Raw genomic sequence first — 18,517 nt, forward strand, 5'->3', positions numbered from 1 at the left:
TGCAGGGTGCCTGCACATGCTCGGCGTTGGTCGGGTCGGGCATCACGACGTTGTCTCCGCCGAATCCCAGCCGTCGGGCGTTGGCGATCGCTGGGCGTCTTGACGTACGTGCCTTTCTGCCTCATTCCTCGAGCGTCTCTGCAGTGGAGGACCGGTCATCCGAGCACGATAAGGTTCCCGGGTGCGGGCATGGACAGCTCCGATGCAGATAGGCGTGTGGGCTGTTTTCGCGGTAGGTGGCTCTTTAATACGGCGGTGTGAGGCCGGCGCGGGCGGACGATTCGACGTTCAGAGCGAGCGGAGGTAGATCGTCTCGATCACAGAGTGGCCCGGGTCGGGGTAAGGGTCGTTGTCGAGGTTGCCCGAAATGCGTTCCACAAAGTCGTGGACATCACGCGCCACGTAGCCGTAGTCACTCAGCCTCTGCGTCAGGCCGATGTCCTGAAGCAGGGACTGGAGAGCGTGGCGGAGGTCAGTCGCACCGAGAAACCGAGCTAGAGCCGTTGCCTCGTCACTGGCCACGTGCTCGACGGATTCCAGCCATGCGGGGTACAGCATGGCCAGGCCGCGTCCGTGGGAAGGGCCGACACGTTCGGCGGTTCCGATCGCCTGCTGCATCCTGTGAGGGAGACACGTGCTGGCCGTGGCCACATTGATGCCGCCCAGCAGGGCTCCGAACGCCATCCTGTCCCGGACTTCTGTGCCTGTGTCGCCGGCGGCTAGACGGCGCAGGGCCGGTGCCAGGAGCTGGGCGGCCTGCTCTGAGAGCGCTTTGTTCATTTCGCCGGAACGGCGGGCGAGGAAGCCCTCGATGGCGTGGGCCATAGCATCGAAGCCCGAGTCAAGGGCGACGCGGCGGGGGAGCGTATCGGTCAAGGACGGGTCGACGAGCGCGACCTTCGGGAAGAGATCGTCGCCGCGTATGCCCGACTTGAAGTCCCGCACCACGTCCGTGACGATCGCGCCCTTGGTGACCTCTGCACCGCTGCCGGCCGTGGTCGGGACCGCGATCACCGGTAGGGAGGCGGGCGAGGGCTCCAGGGTGCGCCCGACGAGTCCGGCGACCGATTCGTGTCCCATTCCGACTGCCACAGCCTTCGCCGCGTCGAGCGCGCTGCCCCCGCCTAGCCCGATGACCGCCTGAGCGTCGAAACGCCGGGCCTGCTGAATTGCCGCATCCACCTCGTCGGACCGGGGGTTAGCGGAGATCCGGTCGCAAACGTCGGCCTTGACACCCGCAGCGGACAAGATGGCGTGGGTGCGTGGCAGTACACCCGACGAACGCATGGCGGAGCGACCGCAGACGATCAAGGCGCGATCTCCCCACACGCGGGTGTGCGTTCCCAGGGCATCGAGACAGCCTCTGCCGAAGACGATGCGGGTTGGAACGTGGAAGTCGAACATCGTCAGATCTCCGTCCAGGACGTGGCTGAGTTCTCGCGCAGGGCGCGAAGGATGGGAAGGTCCGCTTCGCCCAGGTAGTACAGCGCGGAGCCGCCACCGGTCGAGGTGGGTCCGTCGAATGGGAGTTCGGAGACGGTGTCCCCGCCGAGGAGGATCGCCTTAATCCTCGGAGCCGAGGCCCAGTTCAGCAGTTGTGCCGAAGCATGCCGGAACCCGCGGAGATACAGGCTTGGTGTTCCTGCCATCACGGCCCGGCACCCGTGGCTGCCAAACTCCCGCATGAGATCCAGCAGCCAGGTCTCCAGATGGAAGTCCACGATGGCGAAACCAAGCGGAACGCCGTCGGCGATGCGGATCTCGCGTGGATCCGTGAAGGAGTCCCCGGACCTGCGGGCGATGACCACCCGGCTGGGCACATGAATACGGGCCGCCGCGGAGCGCAGAATCTCGTCCGTCGCCTTTGCGCAGCGCTCGGGCTGTTCGCCGAGCTCTGAGTCCCCCACCTGGTGGCCCTGCGCGCGCAGCACGTGATTCAGGGCTACTCCGCCCGGTACCACGACATCGTACGTACGGGAGAAACTGCGTAGCCCGATGAGAGTCTTCTCCGGTTTGACGCCACCCAGCACCGCGAGGGAGGGCACGGACGGATCGGCTCCGGACCAGGGCGAGAGTCGTTCGATCTCCACGAGCAGACTGTGCGCGGCCCATCCGGGAAGGTATTTCAACAGCCCGGTGTTGGAGGCGTGTTCGCGGTGGGCTTTAGAAAAGCCACCGACCGCCACGGCATCGCCGAGATGGGCGAAACGTGCAGCGAGCGTGGGGTCATTGGCTTCCTCGCCGGGGTGGTGCCGCGTGTTCCCGAAGAGCGCCACGTCGCCGGGGGCCAGCGCGCGGGAGTGTTCGATGGCTGCGTCGGTAGTGTTCTCAGGAACGTAGCCCACGTTCTTGCCTAGCCGCCCGCTCAGGTAGGCGGCTACGTCACCCAGATGCTGCGCCGAACCGTCCTTGTGGCGCCCTTGGTGGGAGAGCACCGCGACCCGTGCCCCGGCGCCGGCGAGACGGGCGATATCGGCCAGCTCGGTGTCGATGCGGCTGGTGTCGCGCATGCCCGATGCCACGTTGAACCCGGCCGAGAAGATCCAGCGTTCCCCGCTGGCGATCCGCCGGTCAAGGAGCGAGCGAGGTGCGTCCTGCGCCGCTGTAACCTGTGCCGAGGCGTTCACGGTCACAACCCGTATGTCTGCAGCGCCGCGGTCTCGTCCAGCCCGAACATCACATTCATGTTCTGGATGGCCGAACCGGCGGCTCCCTTGACAAGGTTATCGGTGACCGAGAGGAGTTTGATGATGCCACGGTGTGCGTCGTAGTCGGCACCGATGTGGCAAAAGTTCGAGCCCGTTACGTCGGCCACGCTCGGATAGACGTCGTATTCCTTGGAGTTGATCCCTCCCATCTTGGGAAAGGTGTTCACCCGTATGAAGAACTCCTTCTCGCCGCCCTGGCCGTAGAAGTCGGTGAGCAGCGCGAGGACCCGCTCACGCGTCATGCCTTCTCGCATGGTGGGGTGCACGGCCAGGTTGGCCTGCAGGTAGATGCCGCGGGCGAAGTTGCCGTGGGCGGTGTTGAAGTCCACGGCCAGCGAACGTCCCGCCTCGGCTGCGAGGTGGGTTTCCAGTTCCGGGCCGTGCCGATGGCCCTCCATGCTGTAGGGCAGCATCGAGTTCAGCACCTCGGCGTGCATGATGGACCGCTTGGGTTTGTTGCCGGCCCCGGTGGTGCCGTTGACGGCACTGATGTGGAGGGGGGCGTCGAGATCGGCCCATGCGGCACGCAGCAGCGGTGTAAGCGCCAGGATCGCGGTGATGACGTAGCACCCTGGATTGGCAATGAGTTGGGCCTTGGCGATGGACGCGCGGTTCAGTTCCGTCACACCGTAGACGGCCTTGGGCAGGAGCTCGGGAGCGGCGTGGGGGGAGCCGTAGACCTGCTGGTACACGTTGGGGTCGGAGAAGCGGAAGTCGGCGCTGACGTCAATGACGCGGATCCCGCGCTCGAGGAACCAGGGTGCGTTGCGCATGGCTTCGCCCGAAGGCGTGCAGAAGAAGACCACATCGAGCTCTTCGGCCTGGCGCTTGATGTCGTCGAAGGTGAGGAACTCCAGATCGCTGCCCATGAGGTTGCTGTGGAGGCGCTGGAATTGCTCGTGGCCGCGCGCGGTGGGCAGGATTCGGTTGACCTGAGGGTGGTTGAGCAGAAGTCGGCACAGCTCACCGCCCGTGTAGCCGGTGGCGCCCACGACGCCGACGCTCAAGCCGTCATTCTTCCGTGGCATGGACTTGCTTTCTCGATAGTGGAGGGGGGCCTGCCTGGAACGGTCAGACGATGCGGGTGGGGGCGTCCTGTCCGGCGAGGCTCAGGGCAAGACCGTCGAGGAGCATCCTCCCGATACGGCTCTGGGAATCGACGGACATGGCTCCGATGTGAGGCGTGAGGACGACGTTGTCCAGCTCTGACAGCCGGCTGGGCTCGCGTTCGACGGCGAGGACGTCGATGCTGGCGCCGGCGATGTGCCGGCGCACCAAGGCGTCGTAGAGGTCGTTCTCGTTGACGACTCCTCCGCGGGAGACGTTGACGAGGTAGGCGCCGGGCTTCATCGTAGCCAGCTCCGCCGCGGCGATGAGGTTGCGGGTGCGGTCGTTGAGGGGGCATGTCAGGGCGACGACATCCGCCTCGCGGAGCACTGTGCCGGTGGCCATCAGCGTGATATCCGCACGCGCGAACTCCGCTTCGCGTTCTGGAGTGGGACGGCTCACCGAACCCACCACCCGCATACCGACGCCGAGCGCCAGCGCGGCCAGGCGGGAGCCGATGTCGCCCAGCCCGACGATGCCCATCGTCCTGCCAGCCAGTTCGATGCCCGCCAGCTCGGACTTCTTCCACAGGTTCCCGCGGATCTGCCGGTCCGCGAGAGCGATGTGACGCGTCACGGCGTAGGTAAGTCCGAGGGCCAGTTCGGCCACCGCGCCGGAGGACACGCTCGGAATATTGAAGACCTGGACGTCGGCGCGCTCGGCCGCCGCGAGGTCGATGTTGTCGGTTCCGTTGCCCGCTCGGGCGATCACCTTCAGCTGGGTGGCTGCGTCGATGACATTGGCCGGTAGCTTCACGCCGCTGCGCAGCACGATCCCGTCCATGCCCTGCAGGAGGTCGACGAGTTCGGTCGTGGACGGCCGCATGCGAACGGTGACGTCGTACGCCGCGCGGAGTTCCTCCAGCGCCTGAGGAGCGATGGGGTCGACGACCAGAACCTTGTGGCGCGCGGGTGAGGAGGGGGAAGTTGTGTTCACGGGGTGCGTTCCCTGTCAGTCTGAATGATCGCGATGGGCCGCCTGTAGGGCCCAAAGGCGTGCCGGGGGCAGCCCTGAACGGGCATGCCCCCCACGACACTTCGGCAGGAGAGGCGACAGGGATCAGGCGTCGAGCTTCTGCCACTCCTTGAGCTGCTGGAGCTCGAAGACGTCACTCACCGCGGCGATGCGGCCCTCCAGCTCGGTGGAGTCACCGTGCCGGCAGATGGACTCGAAGGTCTCGCGCAGCGAGGCGACAGTGGCGCGCAGCCCCTGGTTGGCGTAGATGACAACGGATACACCGGCCTTGGCGATGTCGTCCACGTGCCAGTCCGGGTAGGTGGTGGGAACGATGACGACCGGTCGGCGGCCGTCCCAGCGCGAGAGAAACTCCTCGACCTGGTCCTTGGTCTTGGACTTGGAGTGAATCAGCACGGCGTCGGCACCGGCTTCGCAGTACGCGCGGGACCGCTCCAGGGCTACGTCCACACTCAAGCCGTTGATCAGCGCCTCGGTGCGCGCGACGACGAAGAAGTCCTCAGTGGCCTGGGCGCTCTTCGCGGCACGGATCTTGCCGCAGAACGCCTCCGTGCTCAGCAGCGTCTGGTCACCACCCGCGAAGCTGTTGAGCTTCGGGAACAGCTTGTCCTCCATGCACACCGCGGTGATGCCGGCGGCCTCGTACTCGTGGACCATGTGCACCACGTTGAGGTTGTTCCCGTAGCCCGTGTCGCAGTCGGCGATGACCGGTATGCCGAGAGCCTTCTGCATGTTCGCGGCGGCCTCAAGGTACTCGGTCATCGTCAGGACGCTGGCGTCGGGAAGGCACCGGGCCGCGGACACCTCAAGGCTGGAGGACCACACGGCGTCGAAGCCCGCCTGCTCCGCGAGAACGGCGCCCAGGGCGTCATGGGCACCGACCACGCGGACCAGCTTTCCCTTTTCCATAAGCGATCGGAAGGAGGGGTACGAACGCCTGAGCATCTATTTCTCCAAAGCAGGTTGGAAACACTGATCTCGGCGAGACGTTCCGGGGAAATTGACGGAAGCGCCAGAGGAAAACAATGTGCCGAGTGATTGACAGAACCCTGTTGCGAGTTAGTTGGGTCGTTGCTGAGCTTATCGCTGAGTTTTCCAGAAACCTCGAGATGTTCCGGCTGATATAGATATAGCCGCGCCGGCTAGGGATGAGGCCGATATCGGCAAGCAGGCCGTAGATCTCGCAATATGTCACAATCGTGCAGGTCGTCGCCATGCGCCCCGGGGTTTCGGTCGCGCCCAAATCGTCGTGGCGTCCAGAGTGACGCCGCTACACGCCACAGTGGCGTGCATGCCCTGTGGGACTCCGGGAAGCCGCCTGGACTCGGGCAGCGCCGCGAGGGCAGTGGGGGAAATCGGCTCTGGACCACGACAGGGGCAGTGCTGTCCAGGTGTGGAAGGCTCATCGCGGATCCAGTCCAGAGGCCACGACATTGGACCTGCTGTTGACCAGGCGTGCGATCTCGTTGCGATCGATCTTCCTGTTTGTATTCAGTGGCAGTTCCGTCATGTGGCGGTAAAAGCGAGGAATCATGTACCAAGGAAGGCTCTCGGTCAGCAGTGCCCGCAGCTCTCGAGTCGCGACGGCTTCTCCTGTGTATACGGCCGCGAGCGCCTCAGCGCCCTCCTCGCTCGTCATGACGACGATCACAGCGTCGTGCACTCCGGGATACCTACGCATCACCGCTTCGATCTCACCCAGCTCCACCCGGTGGCCGTGGATCTTCACCTGGTCGTCGAGTCGGCCCTTGTGAACGAGGAGGCCGTTCTCCGTGCGCACGCGGTCCCCAGTCCGGTACCAATGCGAGGGATCAATCTGGCTGCCGTGCTCGTACGGGCATGATTCGTAGTTGGCGTCCGGTATGAACCGGCCCCGGTTGTCGGCAGGGTCCAGGTATCCAAAGAATCTTTGGGGACCCCTGACGCACAGTTCCCCGTCGTCTGCAGCCGCGCCCGTCGAGTCGACAACGAGGTACTCGTGCCCCGGATAGACCGATCCGATCGGAACGGTGCCATTGGAGGTCACTGGCCACTGCTGGCGTTCCAGTGGCAGTGTGTAGGCGCTGCAGGAGATGGTTAGCTCCGTCGGGCCATAGAGATTGGCCAGTCTGCTGTTCGGCGCGGCCGCCTGCCACGCTGCTGCAATTTCCTGCGTGAGGGGCTCTCCGCAGAAGAGACTCCACCGTAGGGTGGGCATGCAGTTATTCGACAGCATGCCGAGACGACTGGCCAGCGAACCAACTGCAGGTACGGAGAACCAATGCGATATGCCGCTCGCATTGACGAAGTCGACGGGGGCGAGCAGTTCCCTCTTCTGAGGAACCACCAAGGCGGCCCCCGCGCTCCAGGCGACGAACATATCGAACACAGAAAGGTCGAATGTCAAATCGAAGGTCTGAGAGAGTCGCGAGCCCGGCTCAACTCCGTATCGCTCCCGGTTAAGCGCAATGTAGTCCGAGACGTTCCGGTGAAGTATCGGTACTCCCTTGGGACGCCCAGTCGATCCCGAGGTAAAGAGGATGTAGGCCACGTCGTCGGGCGACGCGCACTCGGGCACATCGCTCTCGGTGCCGCTGCCTTGCAGGTCAACGTCGGAGGGCTCGCACAGCACCGCCGTGGTATACGACCGCAGAGACTCGGCCTGGCTGCTCCCGGAGCCGTGCAACAGGACCACGTCGAGTCCCGCCGCACGGGCAATTTGCACATTTCGCGAGGCCGGGGCGTCAGGGCTCAGCGGGACAACGCTCGCACCGATTCGCTGCGCCGCGAGATAACCGCCGTAGGCCACGGGTGAGCGGGAGGCTAGTAGACCGACTCTACGAGGTCGGCCTGCGACCGAGCGGCGGAGCACATGAGCGAGACGGCACGCCAAGGCGTCAAGTTCGGCATACGTGTAGTGGTCTTCTCCTACCTCGAGGGCGGTTCTAGCGGGATAAGAACGCACGCTGGCGTCGAACCACTCGTAGAGTGTGCGTGGCTTCATAGGTGTCACTTTCAGCTAGTCCGGGGCAAGTCAGGGGAGAGTACGGCCGTTTCCCGGCGGGCGAGGGCTGCCCGTGCGGCGGGCGTGATCACCGACCCGCTCAAGGCGAAGAGTGCAGCGAAGACCGCCCATCCAACAGCACCCTGATCGATAATCAGTAGCGCCATAACCGCCGGGGCAGTGGCCTGGGCCAGTGCCTGGCCAGAGGTGAACATCCCCTGGTATTGCCCCTGTCTGGCAGCCGGCGCCAGTCCGAGCGCTAGCCCCCATGAGGCCACGGCATACAGGAGTTCGCCTGCCACGTGGACAGCTCCGCCAATCAGCAGGAGCATCAGGGCCAGGCCGGGCGACGCCGTCCCGGCGAGCGCGAAGGGGATGCAGCACAGCGCCAGGATCCAGCCGGAGATCCGTGCTAGGCGGGCCGCCGCTTCCGTGTTCTTGACCGCGCGACTGACACGCACTTGGAGAGTTACGACAGACAGTGTGTTCAGTGCGTAGAGGAGTCCGACGGCCCAGGCGGGAGCCTTGGTGTGCTCGGTGATCCACAACGGGAGGCCAAATGCGAGGAACTGGTAGTTGAGTGCCAATACGGCACACAGTGCGGTAATCGTCAGATAGCTTCTGTCTTTGAGGACACGTCCCTCCGCCACCGGGCCTGTGCTCATCGTCGGGCGAAGTTTGAAGGTTATACCTGCCGCAATCGGGAACATCGCTGCATTGACGAGGATCGCCGTTATATAGATGGCTGTGTCGTCGACGTAGAGGACCAGGCCGCCGGCGCCCGAGCCTAGGGCTAGCCCGATGTTGGCGACTGCGCGCAACTTGGCTTGGACTCTTACCCGGTCGGGAGCGGGCACGCTTCGAGCGATGAGAGCAGATCTGACGGCAATAGCACCGTTCTCGGCCACCAAGGCAATCGCAGTTACCGTGATGAGGCACGGAAAGTTTGGGATGATCGGATATAGAGCTACTGCCGCCGCCTGCGTGCCCAGGAGCAGGCAAAGAACTACGCGCTCACCGACGGTATCCGCGAGCGATCCGATGAGCGTAGTGGAGAAAACGCCGATCACTCCGCCGATGGTGGCAGCCAAACCTACCTCGACTGCAGAGAAGCCCAGTACCTTGACCGAGAAAATAGCCCAGGTGGACAGCCAGATTCCGTTTCCTGACCAGTTAACTAGCTGGGCTCTCAAGAGTGTCCGCTCGACACTGGAGGCGGGAGTAAGTTCTCCGAGTTTCATCTTAAGCCGCCTCAAGAGTTTTCGGGAGGGTTTCCTTTAACATAGATGCCTTCGAGTGGATCAGGATGGCATCAGCACTGGTATCGTCGTCATGGCAGGGGGCCAATACCTCATCGATCTCCAGGCCACTGCTGAGGGCCTCGGTTCTCGAATGCACGAAGAAGACGGTGTCCGTCTGCGCCATCTTTGCCGTCCGAATTTTATGTACGAAGTCGCGCGCGGGTAAGACGGCGTGCTCGTCCTGAAGAGATCTGTTTGTCTTTGCTGAGGCGTACAAGTACTCGGGATTGCTCAGCAGGCTGCCGAGGGTGTCGTGCGCGCCGGCCACACGAACAAATGATTCGACTTCCAGGGCGCTGCGGAATAATTAATAGGTGGGCCGCTGCATAGCGAAATTCGTTTCTTGGCCTGAGGCCGTCAACGCTCGAGGCGTTGCACCTCATGGATATGGTGCGCAATGTCGGCCACCGTATCGCTCTCCACAATCACCACCGCGTCGAGCGATATATTTGCGTCCCGTTTGAGCCGCGAGCAGATGCTGACTGCGTCGAGAGAAGAGCCGCCAAGTTCAGTAAAATTGTCGTTGCTTCCCACCCGAGTGATCCGCAGGACATCCGCCATGACATTCGCTATCAGAATCTGCCACTGCCCAACCGGTGTCACATACGGTTCTTCGGTGAATGTTTCCCGGTCCTCGATGAATTCCGTGTCTTGAGACATGCTGCCGCCTACGAAATCGTCGTGAGTTGTTCGTCAAGGAGCCGGGCGATCACTTCGACGTTTCCGGGATCCATCATGTGGTAGTGATCGCCGGGCGACGGCACAATGGACACCTCTTTCGCGTACTTCCGCCAGCCAAGGTCGTCGCTATTTCCGTCATCTGCGGTGGCACGGAAGAGCAGCAGATTGCCCTCGTATGCCTCATCTGGAAACGAGTACGCTTCTAGAGCTTGTGCATTGAAGTCGTACATCTCGATCATGCGCCGCAGCCTTTGGTGGTTGAAGTCCCGTGGAAGGCTTCCGGCCTCAATGCCGAGTCTCAGCAACTCGTCGACTCTCCTGGCAGCCGGCAGGTTCAGGAGACGACCGAGGTCCGCCGAGACACGCAGCCCATAGCGCATGAGGTGTGCGAGGGCTCCGCCTTCCACGTCGGTGCGATCACATCGCGTATCGGTGTCGACCATGGCAAGGAGTGACACTTCCTCGCCCGATCGTGACAGTTGAGTCATGGCCTCGAAGGCGGTGATGCCTCCCATGGAGTACCCGAGGAACGCGTAGGGGCCTCGCGGCTGCACGGCCCTGATCTCTGCGATGTAGTCCTTGGCCATGTCCTGGATGGAAGTGTGAGGCACGTTGTCGGGGTCCAGCCCTCTGGCTTGGAGGCCATAGACAGGGACGCCGGCGCGGAGGTTCGCCGCGAGACTCGTGAAACGCATGAGAGTCCCCGGCAGAGCGTGGAAGCAGAAGAGAGGTGGATGGCGGTCACCGTCTCGCAGGGATACCAGGCTCTGGGCGTTGGATGGCACTGGTGAGTGGTCGGCGGGTGATCCTGGCTGCGACAGACGCTCAGCAAGGGATTTAATAGTGCTTGCGCTGTACAGCGTCTGGACGTCGACGTTGCGGTGGAGGATCTTCCTAACCTGAGTCACCATGCGTACCGCAGAGAAGGAATTGCCACCGTTCTCGAAGAAGTCGTCGTTTACACCGATGCCTGGCACACCAAGAACGTCTTGCCAGATGTCACAGAGCGCCTTCTCCAACGAATTCAGAGGGCCGGAAGAGACCGGTTGTCCACGTTTCACGGTTTTTCGTTGCGCCAGTGCGCGCCGGTCGATCTTGCCACTGGGTGTCAGCGGGAACTCGCTAACAGGCACGATCGCACTAGGCATCATGTACCCAGGAAGTCGTGACGAAAGGATGCCCTGTGCGTTCTGCCAGGTGTCTGATCCAGAAACGGGCTTGAGGAACGCGACGAGCTTGCGTTCAGGGCCGTCAGCATCACTAGCCACGACTACGGCGTCCGCGACGCCGGGGATGGCTTTGACTGTGCTCTCGACCTCACCAATTTCCACCCGGTGGCCACGGATCTTCACTTGTCCGTCGCCGCGCCCAAGGTACTGGATAAGGCCGCCTGGCTGGTACCTGCCGATGTCACCGGTGCGGTAGAGACGCTCCGACTGGTCGGCGACCATCGTGTCCACGAACCGCTCAGCGGTCAGCCCTTGGCGCCCCAGATACCCCGCAGCCAATGCGCTCCCACCCACGCATATCTCGCCGGGCACACCAATGGGGACGGGCCGGAGGTCCGAGTCCAACAAGTAGACGACCGCGTTAGTAATCGGGCGGCCGATACTGGGCATCTCCGGCCAGAGCGCTGGATCGCCGGTCAAGCGCAGTGCGGTAACGACGTGGGTTTCCGAGGGACCGTACTGGTTCTCCAGGAAGGCATGAGGAAGTCGTGAGAAGAACTCCCTGATGGCTGGGGTGATGTACAACTGCTCTCCGGCCGTGATCACCTCTCGAAGCCCCTTTGGGAATACACCGGCAGCGCAGGCGTATTCCGCGGTCTGTTGCAGCGCGACGAACGGCAGGAATAGGCGCTCGATCGAGAGCTCCTCAATCGTCGCAAGTAGCTTCCCGGGGTCTCTCCTAGTTTCCTCGTCAACGAGGACAACACTGCCGCCTGCGGCCCAACTGGCGAATATCTCCTGGAAGGAGACGTCGAAGCTCAGCGCGGCGAACTGGAGAGTCCTGGAGCTGCTTCCACACGACGAGTTCCGCAACTGCCAGTCAAGAAGGTTCGCCAACGGACCATGTGGCATGGCAACGCCCTTTGGTTGCCCCGTCGAGCCGGAGGTGTAGATCACATACGCGAGGTCGTCGCTCGCAGGTTCCTGAACCTTCGGTAGATGGCAGTGTGTCTGCTGAGTCGATTCTTCGACGTCGATGATCGCGGTGCCTGGCGGGATATCGAGGAGAGCGGCCAGCCTGCGGCGCGTGATCAGAGTGGTCATGCCGCTGTCTCGCATCATGAAAGCGAGACGCTCCTTTGGATAGGAGACATCTAGGGGAACATAGGGCCTTCCACTCATCAGCACGGCGAGTACCGCCACTGCCAGCTCGGGCGATCTGTCGAGACAGATGCCCACGGCAGAGCCTGGACTCGCATCGTATTGCCGGATCTCACGGCAGAGGACATCGGCAGCTGCACCCAGCTCGGAGAAGGTCAGAGTAGTGTTCCCGAAGATGACCGCCTCGCCCTGAGGGGAAAGCCGACGTTGCCGCTCGAAGAGCTCAACCGCACTCATACGGTGCTGACCTGACGTGCCCGATGCGGCCCATTCGGAAAGCAGGATGCGCCGCTCGTCATCCGGAAGGAGGCCGAGCGCTCTCACGGGTGCGGTGGGGTCCGCTAGCACAGCGGCCAGCAGTGTGCGATACCTCTCGACGATCCTCTGAACGGTCTCGGTGTCGAAGAGATCCGCTGAAAATTCTACGGACCCACCGTATGCACGCGGGGCGGCCACGATGTTGAAGAACATGTCGTACTTGCATGTGCCGTTATGGAACGGGAGACGCTCTGCTTCGACATCTGGAATCTGGAGAGGCACGGGGGGCTCATCGAACCCCATGACCACCTGGCAGACCGGTGTCCTGCTGCTGCCGAGGCGCGCTACGTTGCGCACGATCCGGGAGAAGGGAATCCGGTTCTCACTCCGGGTGTTTTTCACCGCCCCGTCCACGGACCGCACGACATCCTCGAATGAGGAATCATCGTCCATCCTCACCCGAAGCGGCACAATATCGGCGAGACAGCCGATGAGCGGCTCAAGGACTTCACGGTCACGCAATGAGACGGTTGTTCCCGTCACCAGGTCGGTTTGGCCCGAATGACGGTGCAGCAGAACATTAAGGGCGGAGAAAAGGATGACGAACGGAGTCACCTTAAGACGCCGGGCCAATCGACGTACGCCGATCGTGGTTTCCCGGTCGAGTTCGAAACCAACGCTGCCGCCTCTGTAAGAATTCGCCTCAGGGCGAGCCCGATCGAGGGGAAATGTCGTTTCCTCCGGGGCTTCGTGCAGGTACTCCTGCCAGCGAGGCATGCGGCCGTCTAGTTCACTGGCCTCAGCGTTCCGTGTCTCCTCTGCATAGTCGCCCATCTGTAGCTCCAAATGGCTGAGCTCTTCGGACTCACCGGTCTCAGCCTCAAGGTAGAACTGGGCGAATTCTCGAGTGAGAACATTCAGGGAATGCGAATCCACAACCGCGTGGTGCAGCGCGAGCGCCAACACGCTCTCGGCATCCGAGATACGCAGCAGTGATGCGCGCAACGGCGGTGATTCAGCCAGATCAATAGGACCGTTCAGAGTCTCTCTCAGAGCCTCCTGCAGTTTTTCGGGGTTGATATCCCGAACCTCAAGGGGGACTGCTGCCGGCGGCAGCACGATCTGCAATGGCTCGTCACCAGCGAGGATCAACCGACTCCTCAGCGCCGCATGACGCGCGGTGATGCGACTTAGCGCTGCCTGCACTGAAGAGACATTAATTCGCCCTCGGAACCGGTGCACCCAGTATTCCAGGTATCGGCATGAGTCAGGGGTTCTCTGTTCTTCCAGCCAGATCGATTCCTGGACGAATGTCATCGGGTGCGCGTGATGTCCGTCTTCCAATTTGCTGTCCAGCCGTACCACAGCAGCCTTCTCCCCCGCAGTGCAGTGCATGGCCTTACTCATCTCCCAAGAGAATTCTTATAGGCCACGATTTCCAAGCACATTAATCCCACGTTCAATCTGAGGTCAACTACCAGACGCAATGCTGGCTTGATCCAGATGCTGGCCTCCGGCCCACGCGCCACCGCAGCATGGCGTGAAGACGGTGATTCCGGGGCAGAAGCATGCCCCTGACGAGCGCCTGTCCCGGATCGGCGTGATCTTCTGGGGGTTCGAGATGGCTTGTTTTTCGTCAAGGGCTGGTGTCGTTCCGGCGGGGGGGGTCTGCTGCTGCTCAGTCATAGGCCCGATCTTGCCGCCCCTCGCCGCAGCCACCGAGAGCCCGCCAACTCTTGCACCCAGTGCCGTCGGCTCACCGGCCTGGGAAGGCGGTCGATCGCACTCAGTGAGCGCACTGAAATCTCTCGTGCGCTACTGAAATCTCTACTGAAATGGATCTTGCGGTACTGAAATCTTCGGGGCCTCCCGACAGCCCTCATGTCCTGTGTTCAGCGCGGCCAGCAGATGAACGACCTCAGGCCCGCGCACCTCGCCCACGACCAGCCGGTCCGGTCGCATGCGCAGTGCCTGCCGCACCAGGTCCTCCAGCGTGACGAGCCCCGCTCCCTCCTGGTTGGCGGGTCGGGTCTCCAACCGGACGACGTGCGGGTGGTCGGGCCGCAGCTCGGCCGAGTCCTCCGCGAGCACGATCCGCTCCCCCGGCCCGACCAGCCCCAGCAGTGCGCTGAGCAGGGTCGTCTTCCCGAACCCCGGACAGGGACACCACTGGTGAGGCACACTCAGGCCATGAAGAGCACCCAGACAGGCGATGCCTGCACGGAACCCAAGGTCATCCGCTGTTACATCTATGCGCACGTCGCGCGGAGCAACCCGCTGGCCATCGAGCGCCAGATCCAGGACAGCTACGCCCTCGCGGAGTCGCTCTCCAGCCCGGCCGTCAAGTATGAGGTCGTCCGCGTCTTCCAGGACGACGGAGGGTCTGGCCTCTCCACTCGCCCGGCCTACGAGGACATGCTCACAGGCCTCGGTCGGGGAGAGGCCGACACGGTTCTCGTCTTCGCGGAAGACCGGCTCTACCGCAGCAGCGATCTGCAGAAGGCTTACGTCGAGATGTCGGCGCAACTGGGGGTCACGACCTTCAGCGTGCAGTCCGGACGGCTCGCCACGTGAGCCCTCAACTCCGCTCCGCTGTCGACGTCGCCGCAGGCGGGAAGACCCGCGCCGTCATCTACTGCCGCATCAGCCAGGACCGCACCGGCGCCGGCCTCGGCATCGACCGCCAGCGCGAGGACTGCGAAGCCCTCGCCGCCCGCATGGGCTGGGACGTCCTCGAGGTGTACGTCGACAACGACATCTCCGCGTTCTCCGGGAAGAAGCGCCCGGACTACCGGCGCATGCTCGCCGACCTCGACGAGGGCAAGGCCACCGTCGTCATCGTCTGGCACACCGACCGGCTCACCCGCTCGATCGTCGAGCTGGAGGAGTACATCGACCTGTCCGACCGGCGCGGCATCTCAACGCACACGGTGCAGGCCGGGACGGTCGACCTGGCCACGCCGTCGGGCCGGATGACCGCGCGGATCCTCGGCGCCGTCGCCCGCCAAGAGTCCGAGCACAAGGGCGAGCGCGTCGCCCGGGCCCGCCGGCAGAAGGCTCTCGCCGGGGAGTGGATGGGCGGCATCCGCCCGTTCGGGTGGGGCGTGCCCACCGGGGAGATGCGCAAGAAGGTCGACCGGAAGACCGGCGAGGAGGTCGAGGAGCCCGCGCTCGACATGCTCCAGGCCGTGCCCGAGGAAGCCGAGGCGCTGCGGTACTGGACGGACGAGATCCTGTCCGGCGGGTCGATCCGGGGCCTGGTGAAGTGGTGCGCCGACAAGGGGATCACGACGACCCGCGGGAATCCCGTCACCCACACCGACATGCGGGACATGCTGCTGCGGCCGAGGAACGCCGGGATCGCCGTCTACAGGGGCGAGGAGGTGGGCCGCGGGCAGTGGGAGCCGATCGTCGAGGAGACGAAGTACAGGGCCGTCGTGGCGATTCTGAAGAACCCGGCCCGGCGGACGACACCCGGGGCCGCCCCGAAGTGGCTGGGCTCGCTGCTGTACCGGTGCGGCCGCGACAGCTGCACGCACACCGTGTTCGTCACCCAGTCCGGCGGCCGCAACTTCCCGAGCTACCGGTGCCAGACCGGGCACGGCGGCGGCCGGCGCGCCGAGGTCGTCGACCAGTACGTCGAGGACACGATCGTCGAGCGGCTGTCACGCGACGACGCGCACGAGCTGCTGCTGCCCGGCCCGGACGACGTGGACGTCGCGGGCCTGCAGGCGGAGAGCGAGCAGATCCGCCGGCGGATGACCGATCTGGCGTCGCTGTTCGGGGCGGGCCAGATCGACATGATCCAGTTCACCGAGGGCACCGACACGGCGCGCGCGCAGCTGGAGGGGGTCATGCAGCAGCTGGCCCGGGCGGCTACTCAGGACCCGCTCGTCGGTCTGGTGGGGGCGCCGGATGTGCGGAAGGCGTGGAAGGCGCTGGGCCTGGACCGGCAGCGGGCGGTGCTGCGGTCGCTGGTCGAGGTGACGCTGAAGACCCCGCGGCCGGGCCGCATGCCGGACGGCGGCTACTTCGACTACGACGCCGTGGTGTTCGCGTGGAGGCGGGGTGCCCGATGAGCACCCCGCAGCCCGCTAGTCGCGCTACGGCACTTGCGCCGCTTGGCGATGCCGCCAGTGCGGCGAGAGGCAGGCATTTACCCCCCTTTTCTAATCTCAGAACGGCATAAGCCCCTCTTTGTATCTCCAGTACCCAGCCCCCTCCTCCCCACTACGCTCAGGCACCGGCAGGTCGTCGACCTGCAGATAGGTTTTTGGCAGCTTCAGACCTCGCCTCACCATCTCCTCTCGGAGAGCCTTGAGTGAAAGCTCAAGCACGCGCGCATGTCGCCGCAACGCTTCCTTCTCTTCAGGCGTGGCTCGCCAAGGGTCCAAGGTTTCGTCCTCATGCATGGACCTGTAGACAGTGCTGATCTGACGCTCCAGCCTGCGGTGATCGCGAGCGATCGTCAGCGCCCATTCCGCGTCAGGCATCGAGTCCAGCGTCGACCGCTCGTCGATTTGCGTCTCGCCGGAGAACCAATTGATCACTCGAACTGGATCAATACTTTTCCCCGGCAGATACTCCACCTCATCCACATAGCCAGCAGGAGCGATAAGGGCGACGGGAGGCACTCGGAGAGCAGTCGCCAGTACACACACCTCTGCCACCGAGACGTTCGTGCGGCGACCGTTCTCGATATTGGAAATCACGGTACGCGGGATTTGAGCGCCCAGCTTTGCGCAGGTGTCTGACAGTTGCTGGGCGCTCAGGCCGCGGGCAAGCCTGTGACGCCGCACCTCCTGAGCGATGCGGGTGCCAACGCGAGCCATCCAGTCCAGTTGCTCCATATCAACCCAACTTACGGCATTGGTTGCATCGTGCCAACCCGTGCCGTACCGTTCGAGCATCCGCCTCATCACGACGCAAATTTTCCCGGGAGCTGCGCCAAAATGACCCAGCCATCTATCCGTCCGCCTCACCGCCACCCCGCCGCCGCTCCTCTTCTTCTACGATCCGCTGCCACTCGCGCTCGGCAAACGCATCAGCCTCGGTCGCGCGAGTGCGGATGCGCTCAGTGTCGATCCCCACGAACTCCTCGGCCCGCTTCACGTAGTCCTGATGCATCCACCGCATCTGCAGAGCAAACAGGGCATGGGGGTGCCGGTAGCCGGACCGTGCCGCCCGCCGCACGAACTCCTCTTCCGCCTCATACTCCCTACGAGCAGCCTCTCGCCACGCCTCGCGAGCCTCTTCCTCGAGGGACTTGGCTTGCTCGTACCGAAGCCTCGCGGCCTCGACAGCGAGGCGGGCGTAATCCTGCCCAGGGGTGACAGCAAAGAACTCATCCCACTGCACCCCGAGCGCCTCAGCGACCATCATCAGCTCGTTGACCCGCCAGGGGCGCTCACCTCGCTCGATCTTCGCGATCTGAGTCTGCGACATCCTCGCGCCACCTGGCCTAGCTGCCGAGATGCGGTCAGCGATCTGCTGCTGCGAGACACCGAGCTCTGTTCGGATGCGCTTCAGGTTGAAGCTCGCCAGGGACTCGCTGTCGAGTCCGTCAAGCGGATGCTCCGAGGGGCCGTGCCTGTGCTCAAGCTCCGCCTCGCCGGCCATCGAGATGCGCAACATCGCTTCGTCCGCCGCAACCTTGGCGGATACGTCGTCATAGTTCGTCACGGACTGAAGATACCAGTCTGTTTCCGACTTGACAGCCTCACAAGCGCGTGTACCGTCATCCCATCGGTCCACAACCGCCTCAAAGACTCAGCCCGTTACCGACTAGCCCTCGGTGGCACGGGGCGGCATGAAACGACACGACATCACTGGCAAGAAGGACAAAACGTTGGCCGAACCACCCAGCACCAAGGCGAGGCAGCCCTCTCGGGGCATGCAGCTGTCTGAGCTGCTCGCGCTCCCCGTCGCGTTCGACCTGGACACCTCAAATCGCGCGCTGCAGTTGGGGCGCACGAAGGGGTTCCAGCTCGCCAAGTCCGGTGAGTACCCGTGCCGCGTCATGCGGGTCGGGCACACCTACCGCGTCTCGCGGGCCGACCTACTGCGCGCCTTGGGGATCGAACCGCACAGCGACGGCGCCGGGTCTAGCCACCCGGCGCCGCCTATCGAGATCACCTCTCACCACCAGCGCTAACCAGCAAGACGGCGGCGCCC

Annotated in this window: 15 protein-coding genes and 1 pseudogene; 3 read left to right on the plus strand and 13 right to left on the minus strand. The window is 63.8% G+C overall.

The genetic code is table 11. From position 1 onward, the window contains the following. Window positions 1–288: 288 nt before the first annotated feature. From ACIP67_RS04415 to ACIP67_RS04465, 11 genes and pseudogenes are all read right to left on the minus strand, one after another. Entirely contained in the window at window positions 289–1,404 is a 1,116-nt protein-coding gene (locus ACIP67_RS04415) for an iron-containing alcohol dehydrogenase (RefSeq protein WP_401687174.1), read from the minus strand. Between the two features lie 2 nt (window positions 1,405–1,406). Next, window positions 1,407–2,633: a phosphoglycerate kinase gene (pgk, locus tag ACIP67_RS04420; RefSeq protein WP_401687177.1), complete on the minus strand. Its 1,227-nt coding sequence runs from the start codon at window positions 2,631–2,633 to the stop codon at window positions 1,407–1,409. Beyond that, entirely contained in the window at window positions 2,630–3,715 is a 1,086-nt protein-coding gene (gene argC, locus ACIP67_RS04425; RefSeq protein ID WP_401687180.1) for an N-acetyl-gamma-glutamyl-phosphate reductase, read from the minus strand. Before argC ends, pgk begins: the two co-directional genes overlap by 4 nt. Before the next feature lie 64 nt (window positions 3,716–3,779). Next, a complete protein-coding gene (locus tag ACIP67_RS04430) occupies window positions 3,780–4,751 on the minus strand; it encodes an NAD(P)-dependent oxidoreductase (protein ID WP_401687183.1) in 972 nt (323 codons plus the stop codon). 123 nt (window positions 4,752–4,874) lie between these two features. Continuing rightward, window positions 4,875–5,699: an isocitrate lyase/phosphoenolpyruvate mutase family protein gene (locus tag ACIP67_RS04435; protein ID WP_401687186.1), complete on the minus strand. Its 825-nt coding sequence runs from the start codon at window positions 5,697–5,699 to the stop codon at window positions 4,875–4,877. A gap of 493 nt (window positions 5,700–6,192) precedes the next feature. After that, window positions 6,193–7,773, minus strand: a complete 1,581-nt coding sequence (locus ACIP67_RS04440) for an amino acid adenylation domain-containing protein (protein ID WP_401687189.1) — start codon at window positions 7,771–7,773, stop codon at window positions 6,193–6,195. An 11-nt stretch (window positions 7,774–7,784) separates the two neighbouring features. Continuing rightward, complete coding sequence (locus ACIP67_RS04445; protein WP_401687192.1) at window positions 7,785–9,014, minus strand: MFS transporter; 1,230 nt, start codon at window positions 9,012–9,014, stop codon at window positions 7,785–7,787. A gap of 1 nt (window position 9,015) precedes the next feature. Next, the gene (locus ACIP67_RS04450) at window positions 9,016–9,342 is read right to left on the minus strand and encodes a hypothetical protein (protein WP_401687195.1); all 327 of its coding nucleotides are present in this window, start codon (window positions 9,340–9,342) and stop codon (window positions 9,016–9,018) included. 89 nt (window positions 9,343–9,431) lie between these two features. Next, the gene (locus tag ACIP67_RS04455) at window positions 9,432–9,734 is read right to left on the minus strand and encodes a phosphopantetheine-binding protein (protein WP_401687198.1); all 303 of its coding nucleotides are present in this window, start codon (window positions 9,732–9,734) and stop codon (window positions 9,432–9,434) included. 8 nt (window positions 9,735–9,742) lie between these two features. Next, window positions 9,743–13,750 carry an amino acid adenylation domain-containing protein gene (locus tag ACIP67_RS04460; RefSeq protein WP_401687201.1) on the minus strand — a complete coding sequence of 1,336 codons (4,008 nt, stop codon included), beginning with the start codon at window positions 13,748–13,750 and terminating at the stop codon, window positions 9,743–9,745. A gap of 468 nt (window positions 13,751–14,218) precedes the next feature. Next, a pseudogene (locus ACIP67_RS04465) lies at window positions 14,219–14,497 on the minus strand (ATPase, T2SS/T4P/T4SS family); the annotation flags it as partial. Window positions 14,498–14,533: 36 nt separating this feature from the next. Between ACIP67_RS04465 and ACIP67_RS04470 the strand changes: the two are divergent. Together ACIP67_RS04470 and ACIP67_RS04475 are read left to right on the plus strand one after the other, a co-directional pair. After that, entirely contained in the window at window positions 14,534–14,917 is a 384-nt protein-coding gene (locus ACIP67_RS04470; RefSeq protein WP_401687204.1) for a recombinase family protein, read from the plus strand. Further along, complete coding sequence (locus tag ACIP67_RS04475) at window positions 14,914–16,422, plus strand: recombinase family protein (RefSeq protein WP_401687207.1); 1,509 nt, start codon at window positions 14,914–14,916, stop codon at window positions 16,420–16,422. Before ACIP67_RS04470 ends, ACIP67_RS04475 begins: the two co-directional genes overlap by 4 nt. A gap of 96 nt (window positions 16,423–16,518) precedes the next feature. On the opposite strand, the gene ACIP67_RS04480 is transcribed toward ACIP67_RS04475, so the two are convergent. Both ACIP67_RS04480 and ACIP67_RS04485 read right to left on the minus strand, forming a co-directional pair. After that, a complete protein-coding gene (locus tag ACIP67_RS04480; protein WP_401687209.1) occupies window positions 16,519–17,193 on the minus strand; it encodes a helix-turn-helix domain-containing protein in 675 nt (224 codons plus the stop codon). A 115-nt stretch (window positions 17,194–17,308) separates the two neighbouring features. Next, a complete protein-coding gene (locus tag ACIP67_RS04485) occupies window positions 17,309–18,025 on the minus strand; it encodes a helix-turn-helix domain-containing protein (RefSeq protein WP_401687212.1) in 717 nt (238 codons plus the stop codon). A 211-nt stretch (window positions 18,026–18,236) separates the two neighbouring features. Between ACIP67_RS04485 and ACIP67_RS04490 the strand changes: the two genes are divergently transcribed. Continuing rightward, window positions 18,237–18,497, plus strand: a complete 261-nt coding sequence (locus ACIP67_RS04490; RefSeq protein WP_401687215.1) for a hypothetical protein — start codon at window positions 18,237–18,239, stop codon at window positions 18,495–18,497. Window positions 18,498–18,517: the final 20 nt, after the last annotated feature.

It is taken from the genome of Streptomyces sp. NPDC088812, from assembly GCF_044750285.1.
Lineage (GTDB): Bacteria > Actinomycetota > Actinomycetes > Streptomycetales > Streptomycetaceae > Streptomyces.

Bases quoted from the DNA above. Each gene is read 5' to 3' on its own strand.
- ACIP67_RS04480 (WP_401687209.1), bottom strand. From the start codon at position 17,193: ATGGAGCAACTGGACTGGATGGCTCGCGTTGGCACCCGCATCGCTCAG.
- ACIP67_RS04455 (WP_401687198.1), bottom strand. From the start codon at position 9,734: ATGTCTCAAGACACGGAATTCATCGAGGACCGGGAAACATTCACCGAA.
- ACIP67_RS04445 (WP_401687192.1), bottom strand. From the start codon at position 9,014: ATGAAACTCGGAGAACTTACTCCCGCCTCCAGTGTCGAGCGGACACTC.
- ACIP67_RS04490 (WP_401687215.1), top strand. From the start codon at position 18,237: ATGCAGCTGTCTGAGCTGCTCGCGCTCCCCGTCGCGTTCGACCTGGAC.
- ACIP67_RS04440 (WP_401687189.1), bottom strand. From the start codon at position 7,773: ATGAAGCCACGCACACTCTACGAGTGGTTCGACGCCAGCGTGCGTTCT.
- ACIP67_RS04415 (WP_401687174.1), bottom strand. From the start codon at position 1,404: ATGTTCGACTTCCACGTTCCAACCCGCATCGTCTTCGGCAGAGGCTGT.
- ACIP67_RS04435 (WP_401687186.1), bottom strand. From the start codon at position 5,699: ATGGAAAAGGGAAAGCTGGTCCGCGTGGTCGGTGCCCATGACGCCCTG.
- ACIP67_RS04470 (WP_401687204.1), top strand. From the start codon at position 14,534: ATGAAGAGCACCCAGACAGGCGATGCCTGCACGGAACCCAAGGTCATC.
- ACIP67_RS04460 (WP_401687201.1), bottom strand. From the start codon at position 13,750: ATGAGTAAGGCCATGCACTGCACTGCGGGGGAGAAGGCTGCTGTGGTA.